Source organism: Methylocaldum gracile (assembly GCF_053646815.1).
Genome location: NZ_CM132196.1, coordinates 4025661 through 4039142, shown reverse-complemented (window position 1 = coordinate 4039142; position 13482 = coordinate 4025661). Strand labels below are relative to the sequence as shown.

The following is a 13482-nucleotide window of genomic DNA, read 5'->3' as shown; positions in this document are numbered from 1 at the left end:
ATCTACCGTACGGGAACTCGCGAGTAGGTCGGGAATCCCTCCCAATCGCAAACGGTCGCTTTAGCCGCGACCCTTCCAATCGCAAACGGTCATCCCAGCGCTCCTGGGATGACCGTTTGCGATTGGAGCGCCGAAGCCGCCCTTCCCGACGCCGCCGTTAGGGCAACGGGTTCGTCGGCAAAGGATTGCCGACCTACAAATACTTGAGTCGATTTACCCTAGCCGAAAGCGCCAACGACTTCCGCCAAGCCCGTTATGCCGTATGAGCGAGATGAACGCGCTCTAAAGGAACGTCGGACAAGCTTCGATGACTTTCGAATGTCGGCTGAAAAAAGGGATGCCGATTGGCATCCCTTGTGGCGGTTTGCTCGACTTCGGGAAAGCTGCGAAGCCGACGCGTCAGACCATGGTCCGGGCGATTTTGAATGCCTCGCGGAAATCGTAAAAAACGGGCTCTTCCTGGGTCAGGAGCGAGCGGAGCAAATGCTGTTGCAGCTTGTACTTGTAATCGCCGACCGCCAATGCACCGATGCCGACGGCACCCGGAGAGTTGACTGCATGCTTGAGCGGAGTGCCCAAATCAGTCCGCTTGACGCCCTCGATACCCAATGGCGGAACCGCGTTCACATCCGCCGCAACCTTGAGTTGGTTCGCTTCCGCCAGGGCGCTGGCTTTTAGAACCTGCACTCCGGCCTTGGCCGTGCAGAACACGACATCCGCCTTGTGAAGCAAGTGGGCCTTGTCGGCCTCGGATGCCGCACATGTGCCTTCCAGGCGAGTTTGGAACAGGCGCCCGTAGGTATCGGCCTTTTCCAGTGCATTGTCGAGCGACGCGTGATCGATGATCGTCGTTTCCGCTCCGCACAAAGCGGCAATAACCCCGGTGGCTATGCCCACCGGGCCGGTGCCGCCGAACACCACGGCATTGCACCCTTTCAGCTCCATGCCGTGTTTCTCCTTGAGCTGTTTTTCAGCCACTGCGACCAAAGCCGCCGCCGTGGTAAAACCTCCGCTGGGGTCGGCCAGGACGGAAAACTGGAAGGGCGGCACCATGGCCTTTTGGGTAGCTTCCAACATACTCACGGCCAAACCGATATCGCGTCCGCCGATAAACATGCCCGTTCTTTTTACGCCTTCCGGTCCGCGCGAAAAGATGGCGTCTTGCGTAAGGCCGTTGATTTCCTCGAGCTTTACGTTGTTGAGCGGAATAATCATGTCGAAATCCGCATCGACCGCCATGTTGATATCGAACGGGCTGTTATGGGGCATCGGATCGAGCATGTATAAAACACTGCGTTTGGACATGTGTTGGTTTCTCTACGTCAGTAATAAAGATACTTGGTCTTAGGTAGCTTAGTCGTCATGCATGGATTTCATGACGGCAATACCGCGCTCGACAACCGTTTTCCAGGCTGCGTCGAGTTCGGGATTGAATTTTGGATCGCTTTCGGCGACGGTCGATATCAGGGCAGAAACCCAAAAATCATAAAGATCAGGTTCTATATTAAGTCTGCTTCTTGAATGGGATTCGCCGAGCTGAATCATCTTTTCCGCCGTGACGGGGCTAGGCTCGTGAAAAAACAGAATCAAATGCCTGATGCCGTGATCCAGCAAACGCCTCTGAGCTTCCCAGTCGGCTTTCCGAAATTTTTCCGCAATTCTGGGCGATGTTGCGATAAAGGCATTATAAAAGTCATCTATAAAGGTCCCGGTTAGTCGGCATCGTGTATAGCTTTTGTCCACCATTTCCTTGAGCAATCGATCATTATCGGCATCCGTGATTTTAATGGCTTCGGCGGTATTATTCATTATTATGCTCCTCTTGGCTGATCCAGTTAACTATTGTTTTTATATGGATAATTAAATACCCTCGAACCCGATAATTGTCCCTAGCCATCGGATGGTCGAATAATTAATTACCAACCGGATAATGGCCACTCAGTATGTGGCCATTGAATCCATAGTAAGAAATAGCATATTAATGAATTTCTGCTTTGACGCTTTAAAGCTTCTTTGCGTATTCCCGAGCCACTTCGAAAGCATCGTTATAATCTAGGAAAACCGGCTTATCCGATTGTCGCAACTGAAAGCGCATTATATTCAGCAGTTTGTGCTGGGTTTGGTATTTCACGTTACCGATAGCCAAGGCTCCAACGCCGACGGCGCCGCTACGGGAACCCTCAATTTCCGTGCCCTTGTGGTGAGGGCCGAGACCGGCGATTCCGGACGGCGGAACCGCATTGACATCGGCGGCGACTTTGAGTTGCGGAGCAGAGGCGACCAATTCCGCGCTCAGCACTTCAATTCCGGCTGCGGCGGTAGCAAATACCACATCGGCGGTTTTGATCAGCTCCGGTTTGTTGGCGTCTGCATCGCCTTGAATATCGGTTTGACCGTTACCGAATTCGGCATTGCATAGTTCCGCGATCTTCTGGGCTCTTTCCAGCTGGCGGCCGATGATTTTTACGTTGGCTCCGGCCTTGGCGGCCAACACCGCGGCAATCTGTCCGACCGGACCCGTGCCTCCCAAAGCGAGTACATTCTTGCCCTGCAAGTTGGTTTGATGGCGCTTTTCCAGTTCCCGCTCCACCATGGCGACCATGGCTGCGGCCGTGGTGAAGGCGCCGCTAGGGTCTGCAAACACGGAGATCACGAAGGGCGGAACCATGGACTTCTGAGCGGTGCGGAGCATGTCCATGGCCATCTTTACATCTCTTCCGCCGATGAAAATGCCGGTTCGTTTCACGCCGCTCGGACTTCTGGAGAAAATCGCATCTTGCACGAGGGCGGTGACTTCGCCCAGTTCGATATGGAGGTACGGAATGGCGGAAATCCAGCCGGCGTCCAAAGCCATGTTAACGTCGAACGGGCTGAGGTTCTTTTCCGGGGTGAACATATGCAGGATAAAAGGTTTTTCCACAGATCGCTCCATTTCTAGTTGTTGGTCGGAGTATACGGTTTAGGATTCAGTCGCCGCAATGTATCAAGTCCGGGGCGCATGACCCGCCCAGCATAGCACAGTTCATATCCTGCTAACGCCGCTGAGTTTCAAGGTTTCAACGGATTAGACGGCGTCGCTGGCGCCCAAACGGGGTCTGGCATGCCGCTTTCTTAAATTTTATTGACATGAGAATCGTTCGCATTCACATTACTAATACGGCAGAGAGCGACGAAACCTCATCCTCGGGATGAGGCGATCTGCCGGGCTTACAAAAACAACAAAGGAGCTTTATTTATGCAGCGTGGGTCTTGCCAAATTACCACCGTTATTCTCGCTGGGCTCGCCGCCTTTGCGCTCCCGGCGCTTAGCGAGGAATCCAATCAGGATCTCCAGGGCGAAAAACGGGTTGCCGATGAGGGAGCCGGAGGGCAGGAGGCGGACTCGAATCGGTCTATCGCGGCTTTGGAAACCACCGAGCTCGAAGAAGTGAAAGTTACGGGCGATTGGCTGGGAGCCCCCACGGAAGATTCGGTCAAAACCTATCCCGGCGCCCGCACGGCGATTACCGAACGGGAGCTTCACCAAGCCGGCATGCGTAACGTCGAGGATGCCTTGAGGCTGGTCCCGGGTGTCCGCGTACAGGATGAAAGCGGGACCGGTATTCTGCCGAATATCGGTGTGCGCGGCCTAGATCCCCGGCGCAGCCAGCGCACGCTGGTACTGGTCGACGGCATACCCATCGCGCTGGCACCTTACGGGCAGACCGGACTGTCGATGTTTCCCCTGACCATGCAAACGGCGGAGAGCATCGACGTAGCGCGGGGCGGGGTGGCGGTGCGCTACGGGCCCAACAACGTCGGCGGTGTCATCAACTTCGTCAGCAAGCCGATCCCGGAAACATTCAGTACCACGCTGAAGGAAGCGCTGACGATCTCCAGCGAAACCGGAAACGTTCTCACCGACAGCTATTTTCGGGTCGGCGGATTTGTGAACGACAGGCTGGGCTTGCAGTTCCAGGCGAACACCGTGTTAGGCGATTCCTTTCGGTCCCATTCCGACACCGAAGTCGAGAACCTGATCGCGGACGCCAATTGGTTCCTCACGGACAACGCTTCTATCAAAGCCCGTTTGCAATACTACAACACCGACACGGAACTGCCCGGAGGCTTGTCGCCCGAGGCCTATCGTGACGACCGCTTCCAGTCGCAGCGGCCGTTTGATAAGTTCCAGGGCCACACCGTGCGAGGGCACCTGATCTATAACCAAAATTTCGATTTTTTCGGCGCGCCGGCCGAATTCAATTGGAGCAACTTCGCCCATACCAGCGACCGCGAGTTTACCGTCGGCTGCCTATTGAACAGCACCGCGACTTCGTGCAGTCTCGATCCGTCCAGGGTGTCCAACGGCGTGCAAACCAGTCCGCGCACGTTCACCGCCTATGGTACCGAGCCTCGATTGACCGTGGGGGCGACTACCGGTTGGCTGGATCACAAGTTCACCCTGGGCGGACGTTACGTCAGCGAGGAGGTCGATCAAGCGGTGGATCGGCGCCGTCTGAGCACCGGTCGAGTCAATCGTGCCCAGGATTTCCAATTTACCACTGATGCCGTCGCGCTATACGCCAGCGATACGCTAAGCGTCTGGAACCAACGTCTGAGCGCCACGCCGGGGCTGCGCGTGGAGTGGATTGATCAAACCAGCCACAACCGGCTTAACGGAACCGAGGCCGGCAGCCGAAACGACGAGCTTCTGCCGGGCCTTGATGTGGGGTTTCATCTTTGGCCCGACAAGGTTTTCCTGTTCGGCAACCTGCACAAATCCTTGCAGCCGGTTCAGTTCACCCAAATTACCCTCGAGGGTGATACGGGGGTGGAAGAAGCCTGGAACTACGAAGCGGGCATGCGTTTAACGCCGCTGCCGGAGCTTTCGGCCGCTTTCACCTTTTTCCAATTCGATTTCGAAAACCAGATCGTCGCCGTCGTGGAGAACGGCACCACGAAATTCCGCAATCTCGGCAAAACCCGTCACCAGGGTTACGAAACGGAATTAGGCTGGACCCCCTCGCTTCTGCCGGGGCTGGATCTCAAGGCGGGCTACACCTACGTGGATACGGAGCAGCTCAACAACGTGTTCAGCGGAGCCACCCAGGTCGCCTTCAAAGGCAACCGGGTGCCCTTCAGTTCCACGCATCAATTCACCCTGCAGGGCAACTACCGAATCGGTACCTACAACTTCAACGTGAATGGCTTGTATCTCAGTTCCGCCTTCACCGATGCCGCCAACACCGAGCGGGAGGACGCCACGGGCAGCCGGGGCGAGATTCCGTCCTATTGGGTCTGGAACGCTCAGGTGACGAAGGATTTCCGTATCGACGGGACTAACCTTCGGGCTGGGCTGGCAGCCAATAACCTGTTCAACGAGAACTACTACTTCCGTGGCGTGGACACCAGCCTTGGCCGAGTGCCGGGGCCAGGGCGCTCCGTCATGCTCAGCCTGCAGCTCGATCTTTAATTTTTTGGAAAAAAGGGAACATCCATGTCTGAATTGATTCTGCTAGCCCATGTCCCAACGGACTCGGTGAACGAAGGCTTTTTACCTGCGGCACGCGCCTTGGGTCTACCGGTCGTGCTTCTGACCGACCAAGCCGAAGCGCATCGGCAGCATTTCGGAGGAGGCGAGCTGCCGGCCTATCCGGATGCCGTGGTCGCCTGCGATGTCTTCAATCCCATCGCCGTGATCGAGGCGATCACGCGGCGCGGAAAAAAACCGGCGGCGATCTTTTCCAATAGCGACCATTTACAGACCAGCACCGCGATCGCGGCGGAATATTTCGGCCTGCCCGGCAAAGACTGGCGGGTCGCTTATCGGGCCAAGAACAAGGCGGAGATGCGGTGCGCTCTGAGATTGAAAGGCATCGATCCGCTTTGGCATGCCGTGGTATGGGACGAGGAAGGTTTGGCACGCCGCATGTCCGACGCCCCTTTCCCGTGCGTGGCCAAGCCGCGCGACGGGGTGGCGAGCCTCGAGGTCGGTCTGGTGCGGAATGCGAGCGAGCTGGAACGGCACTGCCGAGCGCTCTGGAAATCTCAGCCCGGCCAGGCCATCCTGCTCGAAGAATACATCGAGGGCCCTCTTTATACCCTTGAAACGCTGGGCGATGGACAGAACCTGAACGTGCTCGGCGGATTCCGCGTACGTCTCTCGCCGCCGCCCCATTTCATCGAGCTGGAAGCCTGCTGGAACGAAAGCCGCTCCATTCCTTGGCTACGGGAAGTCTGCGATCAGATCCGCGGCTTCGGCATCGGCTTCGGTGCCTGCCATACGGAATTCGTCGCCACGCCCGAGGGTCCGCGCCTGATCGAGATCAACTACCGTTGCATCGGCGATCGGCGCGATTTTCTGCTTCAGGAGATTCTCGGTATCTCGCTCTTCGAGATCGTGCTGCGTCTGCATCTGGGGGAAGCTCTGCCGACTCTGGAACCGACCGCCCGGAGCGCGGAGATCCGCTATTTTCCGGCGGGACAGGAGGGCCGGCTGATAAGCGCGCCGCAGGATTTCACTCGGCGAGAGGAGGGCGTTCATCTCGCTTTCCGGCCTTTGCGCCGAACCGGCGATGCCGTCACATTGAGCCATTCGAACAAGGACTATCTCGGAGTTCTCAGCGGTGTCGGTCCCAAGGCCGAGCTGATACGGCGAACGATGGATCGGGCGGCCGCTTCCCTGGTTTGGGAGTTCCAATAATGAGCGCGGCACCGCAAACGCTGGCGCCGTCTTCCCTGGCCGACTACATCTGCCGCCGGGTCGTGGATGCCCTGCTGCGGGAGAACCTCCGGGAGATTGTCAGCCGAGGCCGGCTGGTCGGCTCCGGCCCCACTCCGTTTTCCTCCTTACCGGAAGGCGGACGGCCGAAGCAATGGCTGGTCGCGGACCATCTCGGGGATGGCAGCTTATGGATTCCGGTGCGCCGCGAGGGTCTTCTTCAGGAGTTGACCTTGGACGAATTGCCCCTTATTCGGCGGCGAGACGGACGGCATGAAAGATTGTCCGACATCGCCGACATCCTGGCATGTTTCCGTCAAGGTCTGGATGAGGAGGCCTCCGCGCTGTTCGCCGATTTCGAAACGGAATGCCGTGCGGCGATCGAGCACGGCGTCTTGTGCGAAGCGGAGCGGAAGCGCTATTTCGCCGAGCTGCGCGCGGCACCGCGCACACCGGCGGATAGCCTCTACTGGCCGGAGCGTCAGCTCTATTACGAGCGCCTCGCTTCCTTTCTGGATCACCCCTTTTATCCGACGGCGCGGGCCAAGCTGGGGTTCGAAGCGGCCGATCTCTCGGCTTACGGACCTGAATTTCAGCGTCCGTTCCCGTTGCGCTGGCTGGCGGTCGCCAAGGATCTCTGCCAAGAAACCTCGTTTCCCGGCAGGGAAATCTGGTGGCCTTCTTTCGAGGAGGTGGGATTGGCATCCCGTCTCGAGGCCGACTACGCGCTGCTGCCGGTCCATCCGTTCCTGTGGAACCGGCGGCTGGACGGTCTGCTGGACGAGCATGGGCTTCGTTCGAAAGTCATCGCCGCTCCGGAAAGCCGCGTTTCGGTGTTGCCGACCCTCTCGGTGCGCACCGTGGTCGTGCGCGAAGAGCCCGATACCCACATCAAGCTGCCCCTTACCATCCGCACCCTGGGCGGCAAAAACATCCGCACCATCAAGCCCAGCACCATCGCCGACGGACACACGGTGCAGACGCTGCTCGGCCGCATCGCCGAACGGGAGCCTTGGCTGTCCGGCCTGCTTTTATTGACCGACGAAAGCCGCGGCGCCCATGTCGATCATCTGCCGTTCCTCGGCTACATTCTCCGCCGTTATCCCGCGGGACTGGAGCACGCCACCTTGCTGCCGGTCGCGGGTTTGGCGGCCGCGACGCCCGACGGACGGCTGGTGGCCGAAGAAGTGGCGGAGCGCTTTTTCGACGGTCGTCTGGAAGATTTTCTGAACGCGTATTGGGATCTTACCTTGCGCGTGCATCTATTGCTGTGGCTGCGTTACGGTATAGCCCTCGAATCCAACCAGCAGAATTCGATCCTGGTAATAAGCCGAGAGGCCCCAAGGCTCCGGATTTTGCTCAAGGACAACGATGCCCCGCGTATTCACGGCGACATGCTGAAAAGGCGTTGGCCCGAACTCGGGAAATTCGTCGAGCGTCTTCAGGACCGCCGCATCGTGGTCGACGAGGAGCTGGCGCTGGCACAGATGTTTCTGACCATCACTCTTCAGCTCAACGTCGCCGCCCCGCTGGAAGGGCTGACCGCCACCGGGCGATGGACCGCCGGCGAGCTCTATGTGGGGGTGCGCGGCAAGCTGGAAGCTATCCTGACCGAGCTGGAGGGGCAGGGGGAAGACGCCCGCCTGGCCCGCCGGGTTCTATTGGAAGACGACCGGCACTACCTCAAATATCTGCTTACCGCCGCAAGCCTGCAAACCAGGCAAGCGACCGGCGCTGCCGACGTCAACAAGTTCTACGGGAAAACCGCCCCCAATTTTCTCCGGGATCCGTCATGACGCCGCTTCAGCGCCGTACGGTGACCGCGGTGCTCGCCTGTCACTTCGTGTCCGCCTTCGCCGCCCTGGGGCTGCCGCCCTTTTTCGCGGTGATCCTCGGCAAGTCGTTCCACAGTGAGGAGACTTACCTCGTGGGCGGGCTTTACATCGTGCCCGCCCTGTTTGCGGCGCTCGCCGGTCCCTGGTGGGGGGCGCTGGCCGACCGCGTCGGCAAGAAAATCTCCCTGCTGCGCGCCCAGTTGGGTCTCTCGGCAAGTTTCCTGCTCGCCGGCCTCAGCGATAACCCTTGGACATTCTTCGTGGCGCTCATCCTGCAAGGCGTGTTGGGCGGCACCTTCGCCGCCTCCAATGCTTACCTTGCGACCGTGGTCAGCGGCAATCAGCTGAGCCGCTGCCTGACCTGGACGCAAGGCTCGGCGCGCGCCGCCCTGGCGGGCGCTCCGGCGGTGTTCGGGCCGTTCATGGCGTGGGATTCGCCGGTTCGGATCTATTGCTATCTGGCCCTGCTGCCGCTCTCGGCGGCGCTGCTCTTGTGGCGGCTTCCGGACGGCTCGACTGCAGCTTCCGCCAGGACGAAGGACACATCGGGCTCCATGCCCGGCGACGGTGCGCTATTCCGGCTTTGCGCCTTGCAGTTCGCCCTGATCTTCGCCACGGTGGTGACCTTTCCCTATTTCATCCCATTTGCCCAAGCGTCGTTTTCCGATCTGACCGCCACGCTCGCCGGGCTGTTGTTCGGTCTGCCCCACTTCGTCTACCTGCTGAGCGCCGCTCCCATGAGCCGCCGGCTCGATTCGGTTCGTCCGGAAAGGACGCTGATGCCGGGGTTTATTCTCCTGGCCGTCTCCCTGATCGGGCAGGCGCTGGCCCCGACGCCGGCCCTTTTGGGACTCGGGCGGCTCTTGATGGGGCTGGCCATGACCGCCTGTTTCATCGCCCTGCACAGCCTGATGGCCCGTGCGGCTCATCACCGCACAGCCGGCCGAACCTTCGGTCGCCTGGACAGCAGCTCCAAATGGGCTGGAGTGGCCGCCGGTCTCTCCGCCGGCCTCGTCGCTCAATCCTTGAATTTGCATGCCCCGTTTTTGCTCGGCGCGGCGGTGGTCGCCGTCGCCGCCTTTTGCTCGACAGGCCGGGCCTGCTCCCCGTTAACCAGCGGCAATACCTAAAGGAGATGATCATGTCGCAAAGAGCTCTGCAAAGCGTCTATCGCATCCTGTCCGCCGAAGATCAGGCCGGACGGCGCTGCATGGAAAATCTGCTGAACTGTTATTGTCGAGAAGTCGCGGGACCGTCCGGACAGATCGGCATCGGACCCCTGTTCGGCCAAAGCGATTGGCCGCTGGCCTTGCGCGCCGCCTTGCACCGTACCGGAGGGCAGGTGATGCACGTCCTTTTGTCCTCGATCGGAAGCCGCCTGCTCGTGGTCGTCGATGCGCCGTCGCCTACCGGCAATTACCGCTACCGCTCCCAACCCTATTACAAATTGCCGGGAAGACCCTGGACGCTCCTCGATTGGACAATGCTCTCGAGTTTGCTGCTCAGGGAAATGGCCTTGCGGCATGCATTGCCTTTCAATGCCGAGCTGATGGAGCAGATCCGGGATAGCGTCGCCGTCACGGCAACGATTCTCGCGAAATCTCAGCCCGAGGCGTTTTCGGCCGAACCGCTGGCAGCCTACCTGGAATCCGAACAATCCTTGACCTTCGGTCACGCCTTCCATCCCGCGCCCAAGAGCCGCCAAGGCTTTTCGCCGGAGGATCTGCAGCGTTATTCGCCGGAGCTTGGGACCTCGTTTCCGCTGTACTACTTCGCCGTACGCCGCGAGCATTTGGTCCAGGAGTCGCTGCTCTCCGAATCCGCGGAAGAATTGATACGGCTCCGGGCGCCTGCCGAGTCGAGGACCGACGACGATTTCGCCGTGGTGCCCGTCCATCCCTGGCAGGCGCGCTACCTGTTCGATCATCCCTTGGTGCGGGCAGCGCTTCGAGAGGATCGGCTGCGCGACCTTGGAATAGGAGGGCCGGCCTATTTTCCGACTTCTTCGATCCGCACGCTGTTCCATCCCGAAAACCCCTACTTCTACAAGCTGTCGCTGAACGTCCGCATCACCAATTGCGTGCGCAAGAATGCTCATTACGAGTTGGAGGGAGCCCTTGCCGTGACTCGAATCATGCGGCAATACCTGCCCGCCATTCGGGGGCTCTTTCCGGAATTCAGGGTGCTCGAAGAGCCGGCTTTTCTTTCGCTGGATCTTCACGGCTCGGATAGGCAGGAGAACCGGGCCGTGACCGAAGGCTTCGGACTGATCCTGCGGGAGGGGCTAGACCGCTTGGCGGAAGGGGAAACGCCGCTTTTGGCGGGAGCCCTGTTCGGCAACCGTTCCTTGGGCCGAGTGCGGCTCATGGCAACAGTGAATCGCCTGGCCGAACGCGAAGGTCTGTCCCTAGCTGCCGCCGCGGAAAGCTGGTTCGATGCTTATGTCGAACATCTCCTCTATCCCGTTTTCCACTGTTTCTTTAGCTTTGGGCTCGTCTTCGAACCGCATCTGCAAAACGTCTTGGCCGGCATCCGGGGCGGGAGGCCCTGCCGCGTGTGGCTGCGCGATTTCGAAGGGGTCAAGCTGGTGCGGGAACGGCGGGTTTTTCAGGAACTGGAGGGAGTCAGCGAGCGGGCGCGGCAGGCGCTTTTCTATTCCGAAGAGCAAGGGTGGAACCGGATCGCCTATTGCCTGTTCGTCAACAATTTCTGCGAAGCCATCGCACAGCTAGGCGAAATGGGGCCTAGCCTGGAAAGGCGGCTGTGGACCGTATTGCGCCATCATCTTCGCGAGTATCAGTGGCGCTACGGCGATCTTCGCTCCGCCGGGCGCATCAACGCCCTTCTGGCGGGCCAGCCGCTGCCGGCCAAGGCCAACTTCATCAACCGTTTTCTCAAGCGTCCCGATCGCGACGCAGGTTATGTGCCGCTTCCGCATCTCTTGGCCCAAGCCGGGGAGCCGTAGGATGGCGATCAACCACGACCGGGTCGTCGCCGCCGTCCGGCGCTTCACGTATCAAGCCGACGAACCCTGCTGCGCTTATGTCTACGACTTGGAGGCGTTGCGCCGCCATGTCGCTCATCTGGTGTCCTCGCTTCCCTCGTGTTGCGAGCTGTTCTATGCCGTCAAAGCCAATTCGGATTTGCCGATCCTGGAGACACTGGCGCCTTGGGTTGCGGGCTTCGAAGTGGCTTCGGGCGGCGAATTCGCTCTCGTGCGTGAACACTTCCGGGAAATCCCTGTGATCTTCGGGGGACCCGGCAAGCTGGATTCGGAACTCGCCGCCGCCCTGAGCGGCAAAGTGGAACTGCTGCATGTCGAGAGCCTGTGGGAGCTCGAACGGCTGGCTTGGCTGGCGCGCGAGGCGGGGCAACCCGCCTCGGTGCTGCTGCGCCTCAATCTACCCTTGGACGAAGTGCCGGCGACCTCCCTCGCCATGGGCGGCCGCGCCACCCAATTCGGCATCGAGGCCGGCCGGCTGTCCGAGTGCCTGGCCTGGCTGGACCTTCATCCCGAGATCCGTCTCCGCGGTTTCCATTTTCATCTGTTGTCCCACCAATTGGACGCGGAAGCCCATTTGCGTCTGCTCGCGGCCTATTTCTATCAGGTGCGGCAGTGGCAGGAAGAACACCGATTGGACATCCGGCACCTCAACGTCGGGGGCGGTATCGGCATCAATTATCGGGAGCCGGATAGACAATTCGATTGGACCGCCTTCAGCACCGGCCTTGCGCGCCTGGTTCAAGACAAGGAGATGGAGCGCTACCGCATCCGTTTCGAGTTGGGCCGCTACGTCAGCGGATTCTGCGGCAATTACGTCATGCAGGTGATCGATATCAAGCCATGCCTCGGCCGCTACTTCGTGGTCGGGCGGGGCGGGACCCATCACTTCCGGACGCCTTATGCCCACGGGCACAGTCATCCCTTTTTCGTGCTGCCCGTGGAGCGCTGGCCGTATCCGTTTGCGCGTCCCGAGATCAGGGACGCCAAAATCACGGTGGTGGGGCAGCTGTGCACGCCCAAGGACGTGCTCGCCACCGATGCTGCCGTGTCGCACGTCCGCGTCGGCGACTTGCTGATCTTTCCCTATGCGGGGGCCTACGCCTGGCATATCTCCCATCATGACTTTCTGCGTCACCCCCATCCGGCCCACATTTATCTGCCCTTAGAGGAAAATCACCATGCTGCAAACCAATAGGCTCAAGCAGGCCTTGAGAGGAGGCGAGACGGTATTCGGTCTGTTGAACTCGATCCCATCGCCGCTCCTGGCGGAGATGCTCGGATACGCCGGATACGATTTCGTCATCCTCGATCTGGAACACGTTTCCACCAATCCGGAAACGCTGGAAAACATGGTGCGGGCGACCGAGTGCGCCGGCATCACGCCGCTGGTGCGGGTGCCCGGCATCGCGGCGGACGTCATCCTGCGCGTTCTCGACTGTGGCGCGCAAGGCATCGTCGTGCCCCATGTGAAAAATGCGGCGGAGGCCGAGGCTATCGTCAAGGCCAGCCGCTATCACCCTTTGGGGACGCGCGGCATCAGCGGCGGACGAACGACCGGATTCGGCCGCCTGGATCTGCCGACTTATTTCGAGTGCGCCAACGCCGAGATTCTGGTCGCGGTCATGATCGAGGACCGCGAGGGCGTGGAGCGGATCGACGACATCCTCTCCATGCCCGGCATAGACTTGGTGCTCGAAGGCGCCGTCGATCTTTCCCAATCTTACGGCGTGCCCGGCCAGCCCCAGCATCCATCGGTACAGGCGGCCATCGAGCGCATCGCCGAATCCTGCCGAAGTCATGGCGTCGCCTTCTGCGCGGTTCCCCGTCTGCCGGGGCAGCGTGAATACTGGAGCGAGCGCGGCGTCCGCGCCTTCCTGCTGGGCGATGATCGCGGCGTCGCCTTTCGAGCGCTCAAAGCGCATTTGCAAGGCTTCAGAGCGTAA

10 protein-coding genes are annotated in these 13482 nt (G+C 59.9%); 7 read left to right on the top strand and 3 right to left on the bottom strand.

Annotation, left to right across the window (positions count from 1 at the left end; translation table 11 throughout):
- Positions 1-399: 399 nt before the first annotated feature.
- From ACWJJK_RS17965 to ACWJJK_RS17955, 3 genes are all read right to left on the bottom strand, one after another.
- Positions 400-1305 carry an NAD(P)-dependent methylenetetrahydromethanopterin dehydrogenase gene (locus ACWJJK_RS17965; RefSeq protein ID WP_077730402.1) on the bottom strand — a complete coding sequence of 302 codons (906 nt, stop codon included), beginning with the start codon at positions 1303-1305 and terminating at the stop codon, positions 400-402.
- A gap of 48 nt (positions 1306-1353) precedes the next feature.
- On the bottom strand, positions 1354-1809 hold the full coding sequence (locus ACWJJK_RS17960) for a globin (RefSeq protein ID WP_210023824.1): 456 nt from the start codon (positions 1807-1809) through the stop codon (positions 1354-1356).
- Between the two features lie 193 nt (positions 1810-2002).
- On the bottom strand, positions 2003-2920 hold the full coding sequence (locus ACWJJK_RS17955) for an NADP-dependent methylenetetrahydromethanopterin/methylenetetrahydrofolate dehydrogenase (protein WP_077730404.1): 918 nt from the start codon (positions 2918-2920) through the stop codon (positions 2003-2005).
- Between the two features lie 315 nt (positions 2921-3235).
- Here ACWJJK_RS17955 and ACWJJK_RS17950 point away from each other — a divergent pair, with 315 nt between their 5' ends.
- Genes ACWJJK_RS17950 through ACWJJK_RS17920 form a run of 7 tightly spaced genes read left to right on the top strand, consistent with a single transcriptional unit; the run spans position 3236 to position 13482 of the window.
- On the top strand, positions 3236-5452 hold the full coding sequence (locus ACWJJK_RS17950; protein WP_454128333.1) for a TonB-dependent receptor family protein: 2217 nt from the start codon (positions 3236-3238) through the stop codon (positions 5450-5452).
- Positions 5453-5476: 24 nt separating this feature from the next.
- Positions 5477-6682, top strand: coding sequence for a hypothetical protein (locus tag ACWJJK_RS17945; RefSeq protein WP_210023826.1), 1206 nt, complete (start codon positions 5477-5479; stop codon positions 6680-6682).
- Positions 6682-8496 carry an IucA/IucC family protein gene (locus tag ACWJJK_RS17940; RefSeq protein ID WP_210023827.1) on the top strand — a complete coding sequence of 605 codons (1815 nt, stop codon included), beginning with the start codon at positions 6682-6684 and terminating at the stop codon, positions 8494-8496. The genes ACWJJK_RS17945 and ACWJJK_RS17940 overlap by 1 nt, the downstream gene beginning before the upstream one ends.
- On the top strand, positions 8493-9665 hold the full coding sequence (locus ACWJJK_RS17935; protein ID WP_210023828.1) for an MFS transporter: 1173 nt from the start codon (positions 8493-8495) through the stop codon (positions 9663-9665). Before ACWJJK_RS17940 ends, ACWJJK_RS17935 begins: the two co-directional genes overlap by 4 nt.
- An 11-nt stretch (positions 9666-9676) precedes the next feature.
- Complete coding sequence (locus ACWJJK_RS17930) at positions 9677-11500, top strand: IucA/IucC family protein (RefSeq protein ID WP_210023829.1); 1824 nt, start codon at positions 9677-9679, stop codon at positions 11498-11500.
- Position 11501: 1 nt separating this feature from the next.
- Positions 11502-12734: a type III PLP-dependent enzyme gene (locus ACWJJK_RS17925; protein ID WP_210023830.1), complete on the top strand. Its 1233-nt coding sequence runs from the start codon at positions 11502-11504 to the stop codon at positions 12732-12734.
- The gene (locus tag ACWJJK_RS17920; protein WP_133716728.1) at positions 12718-13482 is read left to right on the top strand and encodes an HpcH/HpaI aldolase family protein; all 765 of its coding nucleotides are present in this window, start codon (positions 12718-12720) and stop codon (positions 13480-13482) included. The genes ACWJJK_RS17925 and ACWJJK_RS17920 overlap by 17 nt, the downstream gene beginning before the upstream one ends.